The organism is Nitrosomonas oligotropha, from assembly GCF_009833085.1.
Classification (GTDB): Bacteria; Pseudomonadota; Gammaproteobacteria; order Burkholderiales; family Nitrosomonadaceae; genus Nitrosomonas; species Nitrosomonas oligotropha.
Genome location: NZ_QRBZ01000043.1, coordinates 16,769 through 36,923 on the forward strand (window position 1 = coordinate 16,769; position 20,155 = coordinate 36,923).

Here is a 20,155-nt window from a genome sequence, read left to right on the forward strand (position 1 = left end):
CGGATAAGAAAGATAAAAAAACGTTTCTCCTGTAAGTAATTGTCTGCAATTAAGCATTTTGCTTATTCAATAAAATCGATCAAAGTGCTAATGTTAATTTTTTGGAGGTCATATGAAAATATTTTTATTCCTGGCATTCATAGTAAGTTCATACAGTTATGCTCAAAGCGGGCATGATCATCAGGGCGATGCGAAAAAAAAAGACGACCATCATAGCGAAATGCATGATGACGGCCATCATGGGATGGGCGGCATGATGCACGGCGGCCACCACAAACTCGATAAAGCCACCTTAAAACAATTCTTCGAGCCCCTGCCCGCATCGATTATCGACGAAAAGAAGCATGCTGCTTTAATCGCCTTGGGCAAAAAACTGTATCTCGATCCCAAGCTGTCAGTGAACGACACCATTTCCTGTAATTCCTGCCATCAGCTGAACAATTTCGGTGTCGACAGCCAACCGACGTCACCGGGTCATGAAGGCAAACGCGGCGGCAGAAATTCTCCCACCACGTTCAATGCCGCGCTGCATATCGCGCAATTCTGGGATGGACGCGCCAAAGACGTTGAAGAGCAGGCGCTGGGACCGATTCTGAATCCGATCGAAATGGGCATGCCGAATGAAGCTGCGGTGGTCGATAAACTGAAAAAAATCGATGAATACAAAGCCATGTTCGCCGAAGCGTTCAAAGATGAAAAAGATCCGATTCAATACAAAAATGTCGGTAAAGCCATCGGCGCTTTTGAGCGCACGCTGATCACGCCATCACGCTTTGACGATTTTCTCAAAGGCGATGAGAATGCGTTGAATGATGCCGAAAAAAGAGGCTTGCAAAAATTCGTTCATATGGGATGCGCTAATTGCCATAACGGCGTGGCCATCGGCGGCAATTCCTATAAAAAAATCGGTCTTGTCGAAGAATACAAAACATCCGATGTCGGTAGATTTGCTGTCACCGGATTAGAAACCGACAAAAAAGTATTTAAAGTGCCCAGTCTCAGAAACATTACCAAAACAGCACCGTACTTTCATGACGGTTCGGTCAAAACATTGGACGAAGCCATCGAAGAAATGGCGGAACATCAGCTCGGACGAAAAGTGGGTCCTGGTTTCGTCGAGGATGTCAAAGCCTTCCTGGGTGCTTTAACCGCAAAAGATAGCAAATAAAACCACAACGTTTGATTGTTATCGTCTAACTTGACGGATGCCGCTGCCAGATGAATAGGCAGCGGCATTTTCACCGCATTAGTGACCACACCCAGTTTCATCGCAATTCAGTTTCCTCAAACTCCTCTCGGCAATTTTCAATCCGCATCGGCCATGTTCCACCCGCCAGCTGCTTTCTTTGCAGAATAGTGCGCACCATAACCGCTATACTATCCACTCAGTCAGTATTATTTCTTCAACCGGAGGTGAAACAATGAAATTGGGGATAACGTTGATCGCGGGATCAATCTTTCTGGGCTTATCGGCTTGCTCCAGCACCGGGCCTGTTATATATCCCAACACGCATTTTCTATCTGTCGGCAAATCAGCTGCTGAAAAAGATATTGAAGTTTGCAGAAAAATGGCTGAATCCGCCGGCGCCAAGGAAGGCGGCGGCCAGTTGGGTAATGTGGCCACCAGCACCGCAATGGGAGCCGGTGTGGGGGCGGCAAGCGGCGCAGCAGGCGGGGCGATATACGGTGCGGCCGGGCAAGGCTCTTTAGTGGGCGCAGCCAGTGGCGCGGTTGCAGGATTATTGCGGGGGATTCTGTTTTCTTCGAGATCCTCCTCACAACCCAGCCAGGCGTATGCCAATTTTGTATCGCGCTGCCTGGAAGAAAAAGGCTATGAGGTGACCGGCTGGCAATAACCGGAAACGATGAGCAATACTGCGTAGCATCTTGTTTCTTCGTCCACGGGTTGCACGCCTATTCCGGATAGCGGCAGGCTCATTAAACTATACTGTCCCGCATTACATAAACCGGAATAACCGCCATACTCAATCCCAGTAGCGCTATTTCATCAGCAAACTTTTTCCGCCAGGAAAAATCAAATAGCGTATATTTACAATCAGGAAGCGTCGCTTAGTAAATGATTTTTTGACGAATATTATTCAAACCTCAGAATTACCGGGAAAAACCCCGGGTGATCTTTAATTGTTTCAGCGGCAGGGTCTGTTATCAATAGCATATCTTCAAAAATACTGACATGGAGGTAATGGCAATGATTAAAGAACTTTCTTTCGATGACGACGATGGTATCTATCCTATTGATAGTTTGAATGATGAGGATGATGTTCTGACGGACAGCAAAATACCGCCCGGAAAATTTGCAAAAATAATTGATGAATTTGAAACGGCCAAAGATGAATTTGACGATAACGAATTCGATACCGTCAAAAATGATTTGGACGACGATGACGATGTGACACTCGATACGTTGGGACTGCGTTAGCTCTAGCCGCTGCAATAGCACAGCCTGCGGCATAGCGCGCGCAGCATGACAATTTTTCCGCATGGGACAAGCCGCTGTGAGTGCAGATGTAGAAATTTTAGAGAAAACGATTTGTTTTGAAGGTTTTTTCCGGATAGAAAAATACCGGTTGCGTCACCGGCTATTCAATGGCGGCTGGAGCCGCCCGCTGAGCCGTGAGCTGTTCGAGCGCGGCCATGCCGCTGCCGTCCTGCCGTATGATCCGATCCGCGATGCAGTGATCCTGATTGAACAATTCCGCGTTGGCGCACTGACCGCACCGGGCGGGCCATGGCTGCTGGAAATCGTCGCCGGCATGATCGAAAGCGGTGAAACAGCACAGGATGTGGTCAAACGCGAGAGCGTCGAAGAAGCCGATTGCATCATCACCGATCTGCTCCCGGTGTGCGACTTCCTGGTCAGCCCCGGCGGCACCAGCGAACGCATTGCCCTGTTTTGCGGCCGGGCCGATGCGGCAAAAGCCGGTGGTATTCATGGTTCTCCCGAAGAAGGCGAAGACATCAAAGTGCATGTCGTTCCGCTGGATACTGCATTCACCTTTCTACAATCGGGCCGAATCAATTCGGCCAGCGCCATCATTGCATTACAGTGGCTGGCGTTGAATCGCGAGCAAGTGCGAACCCAGTGGCTATCGCAACCGGTCTCCGTAACTTAGCGGCGCCGCGCTGACATCATCCGGACTCCCGACAAAACCGCCATTAGCCTCTATTCCGAATACGCTTTCCAAAGCCCGGAATTGTTACAAAGAACCCTTTCTAATCCTTCCTTTCCACTACACCGTCATATGTTCTAATGATTGCGTATTCAACCCACATCGCAAGGAGGTTTGCCGTGGCATTGAAAAGACTTTCGTTTGATGATGAGGATAACGCTGATCCTGCGGATATTGATGATGACAGCGTATTAGCCGATGGCATGATTCCAGATAGCCGGATCGTGGGATTGATTGACGAATTGGAAGAAAGCTGTGATGAACTTGATGCCGAGGATGAGGACGATGAAATCGTAGCGGATCCTCAGAAATTGCAGTAAGCGCTGCGATCACGCCGAGGATCCGCATTGACGGTGAAACAGCCTGATTGCGTTTCACCTCCGTAATGCCTTTATCCTCAATCGGATTGATCCGAGCACACGCAATTACGTCCCTGTTTCTTGGCGCGGTAAAGCTGTTGATCCGCTTGGGAAATCAACTCATCCAGCGATACGTTAGTCACGAAGGTATGGGCGACGCCAAAACTGGCGGTAAATAAAAGCTTTTCACCTTTGACGCTTGTCAGTTGAATCGCGTTGATTTTGTTACGCATCCGTTCCGCAATGGCAATCGCATCGGCCAAACGGGTTTCCGGCAGAAAAACCAGAAACTCCTCGCCTCCCCAACGCGCCAGGATATCCCCGCTGCGCGCTTCTTTCTGCAATGTTTCCGCCAGTTGCACCAAAACCCGGTCCCCCAGGGCATGACCGTACGTGTCATTGAGCAACTTGAAATTGTCGATATCCAGCATGATGACGGAGGTGCTGCTCTTGCTGCGTAACCCCATGGCCCAGATCGGTTGAACATACTTATAAAAAGACCGCCGGTTATTCAGATTGGTCAACGAATCGATACCGGCCATTTTCTCCGCCAGCAATTTCTCGTTCTGATTGATATTAAAGCGTTCGGCCAATGCCAGCGCCAGTAAAATGGCGTCCATCATCATGCCGATATCGGTCGCCCGGTAAGTCCATTCGTTAAACGGAATCAATCCCCAGACAGCATTGGCGGTAATCGCACCGCCGCATATCGTAAAAATAGACGCCAGCAGAAAATACTTGGCGAATTGATTACCGGCTTGCAGTGAAATGACGCCCAGCACGATCGAAGAAATATAGAAAAAGAAGATGAACACCAGCGCTACCAGCAACGACACGACAAACTCACCAGCCAACATCGCCAACAACATGAGCGCGCAAAAAACAGCCGAGCTGGCAATGATAAAGCGATATACACGGGGCCAAGCAGTTTTGATATTGAGAAATTGCAATGCGAATGCAAATCCACTTACCGTACAAGCCATAATCAATACCGGATTGGCCCATTTTTGCCATTGCGGCGATTCCGGCCACAACCATTGATAACCATGACCGGTATAAGCGGTGTTCAACAGCAGAAAGAACAGCAGATAGAGCGAATAAAACAGATACGGGCTGGTGCGCAATCCAACATAAAGCATCACATTGTAAGCAACCAAAGCCAGAATCACGCCGTACATGAAACCATAGCTGTACGCTTGCCATTGATTTCTATCCGCCAGCGCTTCGTTGCTGATGAAATAAAGCGGCAAAACCATGTCGTCATCGGATTCCACCCGGATCAACACAGTCGTCTCACCGGCGCTAAAATCATGACCGGTGACAAAAAACCGGTGATCAAGCGGACGCTGGGAAAATTGCAAACTGTCTCCCGTATGATAGCTGCCGGTCAGCTCGTCCTGCTGTAAAAAATAAATATCGACTTTATCCAGCCAGGAATTTTCCAACAGAAGATTCCGGCGCACCGCGTTTTGTCCATCGTTTCTGACGTTAAATGCCAGCCATACCGGTTTTGCACCGATCCCGAAATTGATGACGGAATTGGCGGACTGTGCAAACCGGCTGTCTCGATACGCTACCAGGGCATCCTGCATGCCCCAACGAGTATCTTTATCCTGATAAACCCGGATATGCTGACCGATCGCTTCCTTGTACTCCGCCGCCACATCGATTTCAGCATGCGCCGACCAGCTCCCGAACGTTGACATGAGCATCATGATTAACAGTGCGAATAGGTTCTTCATGAAACACTCGTTGTGACGGTTAAGGATGGGATAAATACATAGCACGCGGATTGAACACAGAGTAGCCTCATTATGCCGAAGGGAGCGATAGTAAATTACAATCTATAAAAATTGCAGATTATACCCCTTCTCCACGATACGAAAAAATTCGTATCCATAAACCATTCATTTCCTGCAGACTCTACAAACCCAACAGACGCAAAAGTATCCAGCATTTTTTTCGGGTTATAAAAAGTTTGATTATGCTGTAACAAAAGCATGTTATCTTCACGGTATACCTGACTATTTATAATCATTACGATGAATCCAACTACTATACAGTTCATCGCCGCGGCGTTATTCGCTTTGGCGATCATTCACACCTTCTCAACCAAATTCTTTGAACATCTGGCGCATCGCCAGCCGCAACACGCCGGTATCTGGCATTTGCTGGGTGAAGTGGAAGTGGTGTTCGGTTTTTGGGCGATGGTCTTGATCCTCTTTATATTCGCTGCAAACGGGCAACAGGAAGCCATAACTTACCTCGAATCCCGTGATTTCACCGAGCCGATGTTCGTATTCGTCATTATGGTGATTGCCGGAACGCGCCCGATTCTGGATTTTGCGGCGGCCTCTGTTCGAAGCGCGGCCATTGTTTTGCCGGTAAACACCGGCACAGCAATGTACTTTCTATTGCTGGCCTTTGTCCCGCTGCTCGGTTCATTCATTACTGAGCCTGCCGCCATGACTCTGGCAGCGTTGATGCTACGCGACACCTTATTCAGCAAGGAAGTATCGACTCGCTTGAAATATGCCACGGTCGGTGTGTTATTTGTCAATATCTCAATCGGTGGCACATTAACACCCTTTGCCGCACCACCGGTATTGATGGTAGCCGGAAAATGGAACTGGGATATCTGGTTTATGATGACAACTTTCGGCTGGAAAGCGGCATTGGCCGTTGCTGTCAATGCGCTTGCGGTAACCTGGTTATTCCGCCACGAGCTCGGACATGTCAGTCAGAAGGACACAGTCGCAGCATCGCAAACTCCTGTACCGGTGGTATTGATACATATCATTTTTCTTGCACTGGTTGTATTGTTCGCGCACCATCCTGCAGCATTTATGGGCATTTTCCTGTTCTTCCTGGGATTTACTGCCGCCTATCAGCAGTATCAAAGTCCATTGATTTTACGTGAGGCGCTGCTGGTTGCTTTCTTCTTGGGAGGATTGGTGGTATTGGGCGGGCAACAACAGTGGTGGCTGCAACCATTGTTACTGGAAATGGATGATACCGCGGTCTTTTTTGGCGCTACGGCATTAACTGCCGTCACGGACAATGCCGCGCTCACTTATCTGGGTTCACTGGTTGAAGGACTCAGTGAGGAGTTCAAAATCGCATTGGTTGCCGGTGCGGTAACCGGAGGCGGGTTGACAGTTATTGCCAATGCGCCGAATCCGGCGGGCTTTGCGATTCTAAAAGGCAAATTTCATGAGCAATCCATACATCCGCTGGGCTTATTAATCGCCGCACTGCCGCCAACCATAGTAACTATCATTGCGTTTCGCGTACTCTAAATAAAAACAGCGCTGCAAACCATCTTGCAGCGCTGTTTATCAAAAGGGAATTAAGCTTCTTTGGCCGGGCTTTGCAAAGTATCCACTAAAGGTAGCGGTTCCGGCTGATTCTGTTCCGGTTCATTTTTCTTATCCGGCATATCGTCAAACCAGCGATAAATCATCGGCATTACCACCATCGTCATCACCGTCGCGGTCATTAATCCAAATATGACTACGATTGCGAGCGGCTTTTGCACTTCGGAACCCAGCCCTGTTGCTGTCAAAAAGGGCGCCAAACCAAGCACCGTTGTAGCAGCTGTCATCATGACGGGGCGAAAGCGTTGCGCGCAGGCTTTTCTGGCAGCTTCTTGCACGCTGAAACCTTTCTCGCGCAACTCGCGTAGAAATGAAATCAGCACCACACCGTTCAAAATGGACGTCCCCCACACGGCAATAAAACCTACCGATGCTGGTACCGATAAGTATTGACCGGTTACAAATAGCCCGACTATTCCACCGACCGATGCAAACGGCAGTGCCAGATAAATGAGTATAGCCATTTTGATCGAGTTAAATAGCATGAACAGCAGGAAGAAAATTGCGGCTAACGTTATCGGTACAATGATCGATAGTTTCGCCATCGCACGTTCCATGTTTTCAAACTGCCCGCCCCAGGCAAAATAGTAGCCTGGTGGTAATTTAATTTCTTTAGCAGTCCGCTGCTGTAACTCAGCGACAAAACCGCCCAGATCGCGTTCATGCACATTGGCGCCGACAACCACACGGCGTTTAGCAAACTCGCGCGAGATAATCGCGGGACCATCGATTACTTTAATTTCCGCAACCGCACTAAGCGGCACCAGCATGCCGCCGGCTCCCATTCCACCCCGTGCGCCATCAATGGCCGGTCTGAGCAGCAATTCCTTGATAGATTCCACATCATGGCGGAACTCTTCCGGGAATCTCAGCAACAGCGTAAAACGCCGCTCTCCCTCGAAAACCTGGGTGACTGCTTTGCCACCCACGGCAGTGGCAATCATTTCATTGACATCCGATACATTCAGGCCATGACGGGCAATCGCACGACGGTCGATATTGATGGTTAATTCCTGCTGTCCTGACAAGCGCTCAATACGGATATCACGGGCACCACGGGTAGATTTGACGATACGCGCGACTTGTTCGGACAATTTACGTAATTCTTCCAGGTCATCACCAAAGATTTTTACCGCGACTTGCGAGCGCACCCCGGTAACCATCTCATCCACCCGTTGCGCAATAGGCTGCGAAATCACGATATTGACGCCCGGCAGCACAGTCAGCGATTTACGGATATCCTCTTCGATTTCCGCCTGGGTGCGGCCCGATCCAATCAGATCGAGATTGGCAATCGGATCGGATTCGTTTTGCGAGGCCGGATCGGCAGGCGTATCGCCGCGGCCCAGTTTGGAAACGACCGATTTAACACCGGGGATCGCGGCAATCGCTTTCATGGCCTCCGTTTCAATTTTAATGGCTTCGTCCAAAGAAATCGACGGGGCGCGAATAATCACCGGAGTGATAGACCCCTCCTTCATGATCGGAATAAACGATTTGCCGAGTAACGGAAACAGTGCAAAAGCTGCTATCAGTGCGGAAATTGCGATGATCATGGTTTTCTTCTGATTGCGGCTTGCCAAATCGTAAATGTACAGATAGGCATTTTTCATCACAGCGATGATTTTGGTGTCTTGTTCGCTGCCGCCTTTTAGCAGATAGTCGCACAACACGGGTGACAGCAATAGCGATACCAGCAACGCGATAAACAACGAAATCGAAATCGTCACCGCCAATGGACTGAAGGTTTTTCCTTCCATGCCTTCAAGCGTCATCAACGGAAGAAATACCAGCACGGTAACGATTAAGCCGAAAATAACCGGCGTACCCACCTCAGCTGTCGCATCCACGATTACATTGAACTTGGATTTTCCGGTGTCTTTGGCTTCTCCCAAGCGCTGATAAATATTCTCAACCACGACCACCGTCGGATCGACCATCATACCGAGCGCAATGGTCAATCCGCCGAGTGACATTAAATTGGCAGGCATGCCGTAATGATTCATCACCAGAAAAGTAATCAGCGGCGTGATAATCAGCGTGAAACACACGACAAAACTGGTGCGCAAGGTACCGAGAAAAAGCGATAACACTACAATTACCAGAATTAAGGACTCTATCAAGGTGCTTTGCACCGTACCTAATGCGGCATCGACCAGATCGGTACGATCGTAAAACGGTACGATCTGCAAGCCGCCGGGCAGGATCCCGCCTTCATTAATCTCTTTGACTCTTTCCTTGATCCGACCGACGATTTCCTTGGCATTACCACCGCGCAACATCATCACGATACCAGCGACCGACTCCGTGTCACCGTTCTTGATGCTAGCGCCCTGGCGCACTTCCCCGCCAAAGGTCACATGTGCAACGTCACGCACATAAACCGGTACGCCGTCCATTTCTCTGAGTACGATATTGCGGATATCTTCCAAACTGGCAATCAGGCCCACGCCGCGAATCAGATATTGTTCATATTGCAATGACAATATGTTGCCGCTGGCATTGGCATTATTACTCGCCAAAGCGCGATTCACATCGGTCAACGTCAGGTCGTAGTGCCGCAGCTTATTCGGATCGGCGTACACTTGGTATTCCTTGACATGTCCTCCGATAGAATTGACCTCCGCTACCCCTCGGATAGAGCGTAGCATCGGACGCACGACCCAATCCTGAACAGTGCGCCGCTCCATCAATTCTTCTTCGGTTAACGTTCGCTTACCATCATCCGGGTGTTCAATCGTATATTGATAAACTTCACCCAGACCGGTAGAAACGGGTCCAAGCACCGGTGTGATGCCGGGTATCAAACGTGGCGTGACATCTATAATGCGTTCCATCACTAACTGTCGCGCAAAAAACACATCGGTCTGATCGGTAAATACCAGCGTGATTAGCGACAATCCGCTTTTGTTCATCGAGCGCATTTCGACCAATCCCGGCAGACCGGTCATGGCAATTTCCACCGGTACGGTCACCAAGCGCTCCATTTCTTCGGGGCTGCGGCCGATTGCTACCGTAGCCACTTGCACTTGAATGTTGGTAACATCCGGAAATGCATCCACAGTCAGTGTTTTAATCGCTCCAACACCGGCAGCACACAATATCAACCCAATAATCAACACCAGCAAACGCTGGTTAAGCATTGCACGAACGATCGCAGTCATAACCGGCTACTCCAATTCAGCAAGCTTGCGCTCGCTGTCTAAATGAAACGCACCGGCGGTCACAATTCGTTGATCGATCGTAAGTCCTTTTAGCACGGGCCGTAAAGTAGCCACTTCTTTATCTAGTTCAACCGGCACGCGCTGAAAATGGTTATCGCTGATTGCGGTAAAGACATAGTCCTGATTCAATTCTCGAACCACGGCCGATTCAGGAACAACCAGTACTTTGTGTTGCGGATCCCTGATGTGCATATTTGCCAGCATATCCGGCTTCAGTTTACGCTCAGGATTTTCCACCATCACCCGTGTCATGACTGTTCGCGTCAGGCGATTGACGGTATCCGAAACAAAAATGATGACACCATCCAGAAAATGTGGCCCCAATGCAGGCACATTGATTTCCACATGCTGCTCCAATTCGACATCACGCGCGATTTGCTCGGGCACATCACCAACCACCCAGACATGCGAAAGATCGGCAATCTGAAACAGAGGATCGGCAGGCTGTACTATTTGACCTACAATCACGTTACGTGCAATCACGTAGCCTTCCCGGGTAGCCTTGATATCCAACCAAGGCAAGATTTTCCCATTTTTCTTGAGCTCCTTAAATTCCGCATCGCCCATGCCAAACAACCTGAGTTGATCAATTGCCGCACCCAATTCGGCTTGAGCAATTTCCAGCTCGGATTGCCGCCGTTCCACTTCAGCCAGCGGTATAGCGTCAGCAGTCAATAAATGGCGCGCACGCTCAAGCGCTTTGGTGGTGACCACCACGCGCGATAAAGCGCGCAAATAAGCCAGTTGAGAATTGGTTAAATCAGGACTGGTGATGCGGGCCAGTTTTTGCCCTGGTTTGACGTAGTCGCCCAGGATGACAAACAATTCAACGACACGCCCTGTCACATAGGAACCAATTTGCGCCGTTCTTTCTTCATCGACTTGAACCCGGCTCGGCACTTGGATTTTATCAGCCAGATCGACCAGGAATGGCTGTCCGATTTGCAATCGGCTCAATACTTCCGGGCGGGCGGTAATGCTATTGAAGTCTCGTTCTTCAGCCGGTTCTTGCTGAACTTTATCAGCGGAGTCAGTGGATTCGGTTTTATCACATCCTGTCAGCAACAAAGTAATAGCGACTGTAAAACCGGTAAAAATTATTTTGAAATTCATTCTGGGACTAACTCCTTGGGATAGTGAGCGCGTAGACGGTCAATTTCAGCGGCAGCGGTCTGTAGCTCAAAACGTGCCTGCATGGAATCGCTCAAGATTCCCCGGAGAATACGTTGCGAATCCAAAAATTCGATTAACCCGCGTTCACCGAACCGGTAGGCGGTTTGCGCGACTTGCACCACATTTTCCGCTTCCTTGATCAAACCACCTTCGAATAAATCCACGCGCCTTTGTGCAATCTGTAAGGCTTGCCAGGCTGCTTCAAATAGCTGACCGATTTCATAGCGGCGAAATTCAAGTGTTTCCCGTATGCGCGCGGAGTCATAAATAGCAGTGTCAATTTCCCCGCGGCGGCGATACCAGATCGGGATTCTGACGCTCGCGCCGGCAATATTGGAGGTGAATTGCGCGTCTTGATAATTGGTGTACAACACGTTGATCTGCGGCAGTACTGAAGCTTTTTCCTGGGAGATTCGATGACTGGCGCGTTCCTGTTCCGCCTGCAGCCGCACTACTTCCGGATTAACCTTGGGTACTTGCTCACGCAGTTCCGCTAATGGCGGCAGCAGGATGGGATCTTTCAATGAGCCGCTAATCTCAAAATCAATTGGAATCGCGCCAGCCGTCAATTGCAGCAACATCACCCGGGCGCGCTGCGCGGTCAGGTGCGCTGCCTGCGCACGATTTGCCGCGCTTTGCAATTCGGTTTCAGCACGAATCAATTCAAACCGCGCTACTTCGCCTCTTTCAACATTGGCGGCAATTCGATTCCGCAAATTTTCCAATAATTCGTAAATACTCTGCTCGATCGTCGCTTGTTCCAGGCGCAGCATCAGCTCATAGGCTCTCATACGCAGCTGCGCCGCCAAATCGGCGCGCACTTGGTCTAAACTGGCGCGGCTTGCATCCACGACAGATTCCGATGCATCAATGCGGGCACTCCGCATAAATGGATTCTCGATCGGCTGATTGACCGTCAATGAGCGTTGCATCGAAGTGGGTCCAGTAACAGCAAGCGAATAGCGATTGCTATCGGGCCCAGCGGTTACGGTTACTTCCGGATTCAGGAATGCTGATGCCGCGACCACGCCAGCTTTGGCCATATTGACCTGCGAACGCGCAGCCTGAACGAGACCATTGGCTTCCAGTCCTATGCGTTGTATTTCTTCGATTGTAAGCTTGGCTTTGGATTGTCCTAATGCGGGCAGCGGTGAAATGGTTAAGAATATACTTAACACCAAATAAAAAGACGGGGAAATCTGCATAAGTTCCTTTCAATTATTACGACAACATTATCTTTTTCACATATTTTTCACGCAATTTTCACATAAAATTAACTACTAATTATCATATATGAAATTTAAGATTTAGTACTCTTAATAACAGGAGCAATGAATTTCTTCTTGTTATTTTTACAACCATCAATGAGTTAAGGACAATTTTGATTGTCAGCTACCGGTTATTTAAGCAAAACAATCCTGAATAATTGCTGAACGATGACATTTATCCCAATGTACTCCAGACCACTTAACCGTTATTTATCCCGGATAAAAATCTTACTGCTGATTTCCGGCTTCTTAGTCATTGTCTGGCTTGTTACCGGTTTATCTTGGCGGCTATACGAGCTTCGAGACAATGACTCCAATCGTGGCGCCATCTTGAGCGGCACCGATAAATTTGGCGGCCGGTTTTCCCGGACTGTTTATCTTGATCAAGGCTGGTCCGCTGCAGATAGTCTGTGGTTCTACACTGCAACGCAAGGCTCCAATTTATTACCGTACAGTTTCTTCCTGGTACTGGAGCAATCCGGTTCGTCCGCTTTGTTCCGTGCGGATAAAAACATTGATAAGTACGGTTATCTGCCGCAGCGCCAAACCAGCAGTAATCCGGATGGTTTGCCTGCCGGAATGGTGCGCGATGAATATCAAGGCAAAGCGTACATGGGATTTACCTGCGCAGCCTGCCACACGACCCAGATCAATTACCAGGGTACCGGAATCCGCATTGATGGCGGCCCGGCATATTCCGATATGGAAACATTCATGATCGATCTGGCCGAAGCTTTGTATGCCACTCTGAAAAATCCGGAAAAATTGCAGCGCTTTGTAGCGAATGTATTGCAGCAAGGTCATTACAATCATGTGGACGATGTTCAAGCCGATCTCAAGCAATATGCGCAACGCATCAAAACTTACACCATCGTCAACAGCCCACGCGACACTCAGCGCCCATTGACACGTTATGGCTATGCCCGTCTGGATGCCTTCGGGCGCATTTATAACCGCGTGCTTGAACACCTCATGAGTACACAGCAAATGCGTGAATTGCTTACCGGATTACTTACCCCGGAAGAGCTGGCGCAAGTCATGGCAGACATGGAGCCTGTTCTCAGCAGCAGCGATCGCGACCATATTGTCGAACGGACCCAGATACACCTGACCGGCAAACAAAGCATTCAACTGCGCAATAAAATCTATAATCCGGCCGATGCGCCGGTCAGTTATCCGTTTCTGTGGGATGTGCCGCAGCACGATTACATTCAATGGAATGGCCGGGTCGATAACAGCGGATTGGGACCGATGGCGCGCAATGCCGGTCAATTGATCGGCGTATTCGGCACGCTCGATTGGCAGGAAAAAGACGGCTTTACCTTATCCTCAGTATTAGGCGGACAGGGATTCGGCTCCAAACATATCGATTTTCAATCTTCAATTGATATCCGCAATTTGCGCCGGGTGGAGAATCATTTGCGCAAATTAAAATCACCACAGTGGCCAGAACATATCCTACCCCAAATCGATACCGCACGAATGACCCGGGGCGCCGAATTATTTTTACACTATTGTTCCGCTTGTCATAGTCAAATTGACCGTGCCGCCCCCGATCGCCGCGTTGTCGCTCAAATGATCGATGTGTCTCTGGTCGGAACCGATTCAAAAATGGCGGAAAACGCCATTGCATTTACCGGCTATAGCGGTATCTTGCAGAATCAATATGTTAGCGTCGGCGTGGGAAATATACTGTTGCAACAACAGGCACCCGTGGTCGCGCTGCTCACCGCCGCAACCCGCAATGTAGTGACAACCCCCGATAGAGATAAATGGTTTGCCCGGCGATGGATTGAACGATCATTCGATTTTGCTTACACTTTTTTTGACAACGAAGTACGGTCTTCGCTGAAAAACGGCCACTACACGCCCGACACCACCATGCATCCCTTCGCCTCGGCCATGGCGTATAAAGCCCGCCCGTTGAATGGCATCTGGGCAACTGCCCCTTACTTGCACAACGGCTCGGTACCGACACTGTACGATCTGCTGCTGCCGAAAAAAAGACCGGATGATCCGGTAGAAGGTGAATACCGCCCGGATGAGTTCATGGTCGGATCGCGCGAATTTGACCCGGATAAAGTGGGATTCAAATCGGCGGGTTATGACGGTTTCCTGTTCCGCACCAGCCTTTGGGGTAATCACAACAGCGGCCATGAATATGCTGCCGGCCGCACACCGTTACCGGATGGAACACTGTTGCCTGCGTTAACCAAGGAACAACGGCTGGATCTGCTGGAATATCTTAAATCTTTATAAGAACACGGAAAGCAATCTGTCTTAACTGCTTAGAATCCGATATTCATCGAGATCGGCACCATCAGATTGCAAATGTCAGTTTCCGCGCAGGCAAAACAATCTCTTGCACTACAGCGGATTCCTGTGGATGGATTACTTCTTCCTCCGGTTCTATTTTCAAACGATTGCCGGATGCGAATGCCATGATAAATTGATAGGCGGCCGGATCGGCATCTTGCAGTATCTTTTCCACTCGCACACCTATCTTGCCTTGGTATATGACCGGCTGAGCATAATTCGAATACACCCATCGCCCCCGGTTATCGTAGCTGGCCAACGCGCCGCACAGCCGCTCCGCCCAATCACTGGGACGGAATGGCCGCCCCTCGGGGGTAATGCCTAAAATGAGGAAAGTTTCAGACTCGGCTTGCATACACAAAACCACATCGAGAAGAAAAATTAAGCGGATTTAAGAATGGAATAAATCGATGCCATAATGGTTTCTTGCGCTGGCATGCCAGCATGCTGTGAGCAAATTTTTTGTAAGCACGGCTTAGATTCATCATGAGCACCTTCTTTCCTTTTTAATCCAGATGCTTATATCGGCACCAGCGGAGAAAAATAGAGAGCGCCGATAGCACATGCTGAAAAATTGCGATGGAATTAAACGGGGAAATTAGAATCTGATGACTTCACCACTGAAATAGCACACAATTCAACCTAGGTTTGATCTATCTCATTTATCGGGCTGAATCCAATGAACATGATGACAACGCTTACAACCGCAACGTTTTCCCGAGCTCTATTATCCCGCCAGGAATCGAAGTGCTAGCACGCGTTCCACGCCCTCTATTACTTGCCGCAGTCATGAGTCAGCTCATCTGGCTCAGCGCTTGCGCCAATCTTCCTTATTATGCGCAGGCTGTGGACGGGCATTTCGGTGTCATACACCGTTCGCAACCGATCAGTAAAGTGATTGCGAATCCAGATATCGATCCGAAGTTGAAGCATTCACTCACCAAGGTGGTGCAGTTGCGTGAGTTTGCCAGCCGTGAATTAAAGCTGCCGGACAATCTGAGCTATACCAGTTATGCCGATTTAGAGCGTCCATTTGTGGTGTGGAATGTTTTTGCAGCCCCCGAACTCTCCGTCAAACTGAAAGAATGGTGCTTTGTACAGGTCGGTTGCGTTAACTATCGCGGTTTTTTCTCGCAAGCCAGCGCCGAGCGCTACGCGGAAGAACTCCGCAAGGAAGGTTATGACGTGCATGTTGGTGGAATCCGCGCTTATTCCACGCTGGGTTGGTTCAGCGATCCGGTCTTGAATACTTTTATCGGTTACTCGGAAATGGATCTGGCGCGTTTGATTTTTCACGAACTGGCGCATCAGGTCATGTATGTGTCCGGCGACACTGTTTTCAACGAATCCTTTGCCACTGCGGTGGAACATGAAGGCGTCAAGCGCTGGTTTGAGCGCGGCGGCACAGCCACGGAACAAATTGCTTTAGCCGCGCGGCAGGAAAGAGAAACCATCTTTACCGGTTTGATACTCAAGCATCGCAAACGCTTGCAAGAACTTTTTCAGTCGGACTTGAGTGACACTGAAAAACGGACACGCAAGGCGCATATCTTCGACGAATTACGTGCCGAATTCCTGCACTTGAAAGCCGGAAAGAACGATCTCAGCAGTTACGACCGATGGTTTGCGCAATCGTTAAATAATGCCTTGCTGGCAACGGTTTCGATTTATACGCAATTGCTACCGGCATTCCAGGGCATTCTGAAACAACATGACCGGGATATGGAACGATTCTTCGATACGGTTACAAAACTGAGCAAGCTACCGAAGCATGAGCGGAATTCGATACTGCAAAAAGCTGCCGAAAGCAATCAATCCTGGAAAACCGCAGAACAATAATCTTCACACTCCATTCCACACCCCTTATTCACGCACTATGCCACCCGAAGAACAACAAACCGTAACCCGGCCGGAACCCGTATCTTTCACGGAAGCATTCGTTTATTGGCTGAAACTGGGTTTTATCAGCTTTGGCGGACCGGCCGGGCAGATCAGCATGATGCACCAGGAATTGGTCGAGAGACGGCGCTGGATTTCCGAGCAGCGCTTTTTGCATGCACTGAATTACACCATGGTGCTGCCCGGCCCGGAAGCCCAGCAACTGGCAACTTACATCGGCTGGTTGATGCACGGCACCTGGGGCGGTATTGTGGCCGGTGCGTTGTTTGTGCTGCCATCGCTTGTGATTCTGATCATTCTGACGTGGATCTACCTGGTTTACAGTGAAATACCGGCTGTCGCGGGTATTTTGTATGGCATCAAACCCGCGGTCACGGCGATCGTGCTTTTCGCGGCTTACCGCATCGGTTCGAGAGCGTTAAAAAACAATCTGCTGCGCGCCATTTCGGTCGCGGCATTCATCGCCATCTTTGCATTCAACATTCCCTTCCCCTATATCGTGTTGATAGCGGGCTTGATCGGATACATCGGATCGCATTATCTGCCGGATAAATTCAGAGCAGGCGGGCATCACGAAAAATCAAAAAATTCGTATGGCCCAGCCTTGATTGACGACGACACCCCTATTCCGGAACACGCCCTATTCCGGTGGGGCCAATTCATACTGCTGATCGTCATCGGATTGTTCATCTGGAGCGGCGTCATGCTGTTGCTGGCCATGCAATATGGCTGGGATGGCACACTGACACAAATGGGCTGGTTTTTCACCAAAGCAGCGCTCATGACATTTGGCGGCGCTTACGCGGTGCTGCCATATGTCTATCAAGGCGGCGTCGAGCATTATGCATGGTTGAATCCGGCACAAATGATCGATGGATTGGCGTTGGGTGAAACCACACCCGGCCCGTTGATCATGATCGTCGCGTTTGTCGGTTTTGTCGGCGGCTGGACTAAAGCGCTTTTCGGACCGGATTTGCTGATATTAGCGGGAATTTGCGGCGCCGCTGTGGCGACATTATTCACATTTTTACCGTCTTTTCTTTTTATTCTTTTGGGCGGCCCGGCGGTGGAAGCAACCCGTCACGACCTGAAATTTACTGCACCGTTGACCGGCATCACGGCTGCGGTGGTCGGCGTTATTGTCAACCTAGCGATATTCTTTGCTTACCATGTCCTGTGGCCGCAAGGATTCGATGCTGGATTTGAATGGTTTTCCGCCTTGATCGGCGCTTGCGCATTTGTCGCTTTATTCAACTATAAAGCAGGAATTGTTACGGTCATCTGCGCCTGCGCCGCTGTAGGCCTAGGATATACTTTGCTGCTGAATTGAGTCTTCGGTCAAATCTTTGTATTGCTCCCTTATCGCGATACTCGCCGTCAGCTGCACCATCAGGGATTCATGACTGGACAGTAAACCGGCGCCCATTTGCGCATGATTACGCATTCCCTCCCATTCCATATAAAATTCCGGATATTCTGATTAAGAAGGATTCAACATGAGCGAACCCACCATTCATTGCCCCAACTGCGCAACGGAAATCAAACTCACCGAATCTCTGGCCGCTCCCCTGATACAAGCCACGCGGAAAGAATATGAATCGAAAATGGCGCAAAAAGAAGCGGACGTGTCCAAACGCGAAGCCACGCTCAAAGCCCAGCAGAAGTCTCTGGAAGACGCGCAGAAGACCATTGATGAGCAAGTTGCCAGCAAATTGAAGGCAGAACGCGCACTGATTGCCGCCGAAGAAGCCAGGAAAGCAAGATTGGCAATGGCAACCGACTTGGAAGCGAAATCAAAAGAACTGGCCGAATTGCAGGAAATTCTCCAGCAACGCAACCACAAACTGGAAGAAGCGCAAAAAGCACAGGCCGATTTGATCCGGAAACAGCGTGAACTGGACGATGCCAAACGGGAATTGGATTTAACCGTCGAAAAACGCGTGCAGGAATCGATCACTCTGGTTCGTCAAAAAGCCAAGCAAGAAGCCGAAGACGGTCTCCGGCTCAAAGTCAGTGAAAAAGAAGAACAGATTGCGTCAATGCAGCGGCAGATTGAGGAATTGAAGCGCAGAGCCGATCAGGGTTCGCAACAACTCCAAGGCGAAGTTTCGGAACTCGAACTGGAAGCCACGCTACGGCTCAAATTTCCGCTGGATAGCATCGAGCCTGTTGCCAAAGGCGAATTCGGCGGCGATGTGCTGCAGAGAGTCATGGGGCCGCTGGGACAATGGTGCGGGGCGATTCTGTGGGAATCCAAGAGAACCAAGAATTGGAGTGACGGCTGGCTGGCAAAACTACGCGGCGATCAGCGCAGCGCGAAAGCGGAAATAGCGGTGCTGGTATCCAGCACATTACCGAAAGACATCGAAACATTCGGTCAAATCGATGGTGTCTGGATTACCGAACCTCGTCTGGCGCTGCCACTTGTCATCGCCCTGCGCCAATCCCTGATCGAGATCGCCAGCACACGGCAAATCCAGGAAGGGCAGGAAACCAAAATGGAATTGGTCTATCAGTATTTGACCGGACCAAGATTCAAACATCGCATCGAAGCCATTGTCGAGAAATTCTCCGACATGCAGGCTGATCTCGACAGAGAACGCAAGACCATGACGCGGCTCTGGGCCAAGCGGGAAATGCAAATTCAGGGCGTCATTGAATCCACCGTGGGTATGTATGGCGATTTGCAAGGCATTGCAGGACGCGCATTGCCAGCCATTGAGGGATTGGAGCTACCGCTGCTGGATTTGAAAGACCCCGGAAACGAGCCCTAGCCAGCAACCAGCTACTTCATGTTTATTGCAACACCCCTCTTAATCCCGCACACCGCAATAGTTTCAGGAAATTTCATCCGACCGGCCGGGATAAACCCAGTAAGAAAATTTACTCGAGTATCTAAAGAAATTTAACCAGCTTTCGTTAAAAAAGCGTACTTGTCACGCCACATGATAAAAAATGAGTTTATCGATTAATACCAATCTAGGAGCGCTGAATAGTTCGCGGTATCTATCCGCGACTACAAACGATCTCGGCCGTTCATTGGAACGGCTGTCATCGGGTATGCGGATTAACAGCGCCAGGGATGATGCGGCGGGCCTCGCCATCTCGGATCGTATGACATCGCAAATTCGCGGCTTGAATCAAGCGACAAGAAATGCCAGCGATGGAGTCTCTATGCTGCAAACCGCCGATGGCGCATTGACTTCGGTGACTTCGGCATTGCAACGCATCCGTGAGCTTTCCATACAAGCAGCGAATTCAACCAATAGTCTCAGCGACAAGAAAGCGTTACATGTAAGAATTTCTAGCGTTGTTTACAGTATTCAGGAGAATACTGTAGATGAACAT

General features: G+C 49.7%; 17 protein-coding genes. 11 read left to right on the forward strand and 6 right to left on the reverse strand.

What is annotated here, in order from left to right:
• Window positions 1-112: 112 nt before the first annotated feature.
• From ABD07_RS13230 to ABD07_RS13250, 5 genes are all read left to right on the forward strand, one after another.
• Window positions 113-1,168, forward strand: a complete 1,056-nt coding sequence (locus ABD07_RS13230; RefSeq protein ID WP_160818685.1) for a cytochrome-c peroxidase — start codon at window positions 113-115, stop codon at window positions 1,166-1,168.
• Between the two features lie 253 nt (window positions 1,169-1,421).
• Window positions 1,422-1,856 (forward strand): glycine zipper family protein, encoded by a 435-nt coding sequence (locus tag ABD07_RS13235; RefSeq protein ID WP_108698028.1) that lies wholly within the window; start codon window positions 1,422-1,424, stop codon window positions 1,854-1,856.
• 353 nt (window positions 1,857-2,209) lie between these two features.
• Window positions 2,210-2,440 (forward strand): hypothetical protein, encoded by a 231-nt coding sequence (locus ABD07_RS13240; protein ID WP_108698029.1) that lies wholly within the window; start codon window positions 2,210-2,212, stop codon window positions 2,438-2,440.
• Between the two features lie 76 nt (window positions 2,441-2,516).
• Entirely contained in the window at window positions 2,517-3,134 is a 618-nt protein-coding gene (nudF, locus tag ABD07_RS13245; protein WP_338040594.1) for an ADP-ribose diphosphatase, read from the forward strand.
• 176 nt (window positions 3,135-3,310) lie between these two features.
• Entirely contained in the window at window positions 3,311-3,511 is a 201-nt protein-coding gene (locus ABD07_RS13250) for a hypothetical protein (protein ID WP_160818687.1), read from the forward strand.
• A 77-nt stretch (window positions 3,512-3,588) separates the two neighbouring features.
• On the opposite strand, the gene ABD07_RS13255 is transcribed toward ABD07_RS13250, so the two are convergent.
• Window positions 3,589-5,292 (reverse strand): sensor domain-containing diguanylate cyclase, encoded by a 1,704-nt coding sequence (locus tag ABD07_RS13255; RefSeq protein ID WP_160818688.1) that lies wholly within the window; start codon window positions 5,290-5,292, stop codon window positions 3,589-3,591.
• A gap of 300 nt (window positions 5,293-5,592) precedes the next feature.
• On the opposite strand from ABD07_RS13255, the gene ABD07_RS13260 reads away from it, so the two are divergent.
• A complete protein-coding gene (locus ABD07_RS13260) occupies window positions 5,593-6,849 on the forward strand; it encodes a putative Na+/H+ antiporter (protein ID WP_160818689.1) in 1,257 nt (418 codons plus the stop codon).
• Between the two features lie 50 nt (window positions 6,850-6,899).
• On the opposite strand, the gene ABD07_RS13265 is transcribed toward ABD07_RS13260, so the two are convergent.
• The 3 genes from ABD07_RS13265 to ABD07_RS13275 are packed head-to-tail and all read right to left on the reverse strand — an operon-like array spanning window position 6,900 to window position 12,529.
• Complete coding sequence (locus tag ABD07_RS13265; RefSeq protein ID WP_160818690.1) at window positions 6,900-10,091, reverse strand: efflux RND transporter permease subunit; 3,192 nt, start codon at window positions 10,089-10,091, stop codon at window positions 6,900-6,902.
• A gap of 6 nt (window positions 10,092-10,097) precedes the next feature.
• Entirely contained in the window at window positions 10,098-11,264 is a 1,167-nt protein-coding gene (locus ABD07_RS13270; protein WP_160818691.1) for an efflux RND transporter periplasmic adaptor subunit, read from the reverse strand.
• The gene (locus tag ABD07_RS13275; RefSeq protein ID WP_160818692.1) at window positions 11,261-12,529 is read right to left on the reverse strand and encodes a TolC family protein; all 1,269 of its coding nucleotides are present in this window, start codon (window positions 12,527-12,529) and stop codon (window positions 11,261-11,263) included. Before ABD07_RS13275 ends, ABD07_RS13270 begins: the two co-directional genes overlap by 4 nt.
• 231 nt (window positions 12,530-12,760) lie before the next feature.
• Between ABD07_RS13275 and ABD07_RS13280 the strand changes: the two genes are divergently transcribed.
• Window positions 12,761-14,851: a di-heme-cytochrome C peroxidase gene (locus ABD07_RS13280; RefSeq protein WP_240142563.1), complete on the forward strand. Its 2,091-nt coding sequence runs from the start codon at window positions 12,761-12,763 to the stop codon at window positions 14,849-14,851.
• Window positions 14,852-14,912: 61 nt separating this feature from the next.
• Here the strand turns inward: ABD07_RS13280 and ABD07_RS13285 are convergent, their stop codons facing one another.
• Entirely contained in the window at window positions 14,913-15,263 is a 351-nt protein-coding gene (locus ABD07_RS13285; protein WP_160818693.1) for a DUF3579 domain-containing protein, read from the reverse strand.
• Window positions 15,264-15,697: 434 nt separating this feature from the next.
• On the opposite strand from ABD07_RS13285, the gene ABD07_RS13290 reads away from it, so the two are divergent.
• Together ABD07_RS13290 and chrA are read left to right on the forward strand one after the other, a co-directional pair.
• Complete coding sequence (locus ABD07_RS13290; RefSeq protein ID WP_160818694.1) at window positions 15,698-16,747, forward strand: aminopeptidase; 1,050 nt, start codon at window positions 15,698-15,700, stop codon at window positions 16,745-16,747.
• Between the two features lie 37 nt (window positions 16,748-16,784).
• A complete protein-coding gene (chrA, locus tag ABD07_RS13295) occupies window positions 16,785-18,137 on the forward strand; it encodes a chromate efflux transporter (protein ID WP_160818695.1) in 1,353 nt (450 codons plus the stop codon).
• Here chrA and ABD07_RS14730 read toward each other — a convergent pair.
• Window positions 18,111-18,266, reverse strand: coding sequence for a hypothetical protein (locus ABD07_RS14730; protein WP_193566066.1), 156 nt, complete (start codon window positions 18,264-18,266; stop codon window positions 18,111-18,113). The genes chrA and ABD07_RS14730 overlap by 27 nt on opposite strands.
• Window positions 18,267-18,303: 37 nt before the next feature.
• On the opposite strand from ABD07_RS14730, the gene ABD07_RS13305 reads away from it, so the two are divergent.
• Together ABD07_RS13305 and ABD07_RS13310 are read left to right on the forward strand one after the other, a co-directional pair.
• A complete protein-coding gene (locus tag ABD07_RS13305) occupies window positions 18,304-19,581 on the forward strand; it encodes a DUF2130 domain-containing protein (protein ID WP_160818696.1) in 1,278 nt (425 codons plus the stop codon).
• 181 nt (window positions 19,582-19,762) lie between these two features.
• A partial coding sequence (locus tag ABD07_RS13310) for a flagellin N-terminal helical domain-containing protein (RefSeq protein WP_476703649.1) occupies window positions 19,763-20,155 on the forward strand: 393 nt, incomplete at its 3' end.

What these genes read in the sequence shown, in the direction of transcription:
- ABD07_RS13230 (WP_160818685.1), top strand. Translation starts at nt 113, where the DNA reads ATGAAAATATTTTTATTCCTGGCATTCATAGTAAGTTCATACAGTTAT.
- ABD07_RS13275 (WP_160818692.1), bottom strand. Translation starts at nt 12,529, where the DNA reads ATGCAGATTTCCCCGTCTTTTTATTTGGTGTTAAGTATATTCTTAACC.
- ABD07_RS13235 (WP_108698028.1), top strand. Translation starts at nt 1,422, where the DNA reads ATGAAATTGGGGATAACGTTGATCGCGGGATCAATCTTTCTGGGCTTA.
- ABD07_RS13285 (WP_160818693.1), bottom strand. Translation starts at nt 15,263, where the DNA reads ATGCAAGCCGAGTCTGAAACTTTCCTCATTTTAGGCATTACCCCCGAG.
- ABD07_RS13290 (WP_160818694.1), top strand. Translation starts at nt 15,698, where the DNA reads ATGAGTCAGCTCATCTGGCTCAGCGCTTGCGCCAATCTTCCTTATTAT.
- ABD07_RS13260 (WP_160818689.1), top strand. Translation starts at nt 5,593, where the DNA reads ATGAATCCAACTACTATACAGTTCATCGCCGCGGCGTTATTCGCTTTG.
- ABD07_RS13280 (WP_240142563.1), top strand. Translation starts at nt 12,761, where the DNA reads ATGACATTTATCCCAATGTACTCCAGACCACTTAACCGTTATTTATCC.
- ABD07_RS13255 (WP_160818688.1), bottom strand. Translation starts at nt 5,292, where the DNA reads ATGAAGAACCTATTCGCACTGTTAATCATGATGCTCATGTCAACGTTC.
- ABD07_RS14730 (WP_193566066.1), bottom strand. Translation starts at nt 18,266, where the DNA reads ATGGAATGGGAGGGAATGCGTAATCATGCGCAAATGGGCGCCGGTTTA.
- ABD07_RS13240 (WP_108698029.1), top strand. Translation starts at nt 2,210, where the DNA reads ATGATTAAAGAACTTTCTTTCGATGACGACGATGGTATCTATCCTATT.
- chrA (WP_160818695.1), top strand. Translation starts at nt 16,785, where the DNA reads ATGCCACCCGAAGAACAACAAACCGTAACCCGGCCGGAACCCGTATCT.
- ABD07_RS13270 (WP_160818691.1), bottom strand. Translation starts at nt 11,264, where the DNA reads ATGAATTTCAAAATAATTTTTACCGGTTTTACAGTCGCTATTACTTTG.
- ABD07_RS13305 (WP_160818696.1), top strand. Translation starts at nt 18,304, where the DNA reads ATGAGCGAACCCACCATTCATTGCCCCAACTGCGCAACGGAAATCAAA.
- ABD07_RS13265 (WP_160818690.1), bottom strand. Translation starts at nt 10,091, where the DNA reads ATGACTGCGATCGTTCGTGCAATGCTTAACCAGCGTTTGCTGGTGTTG.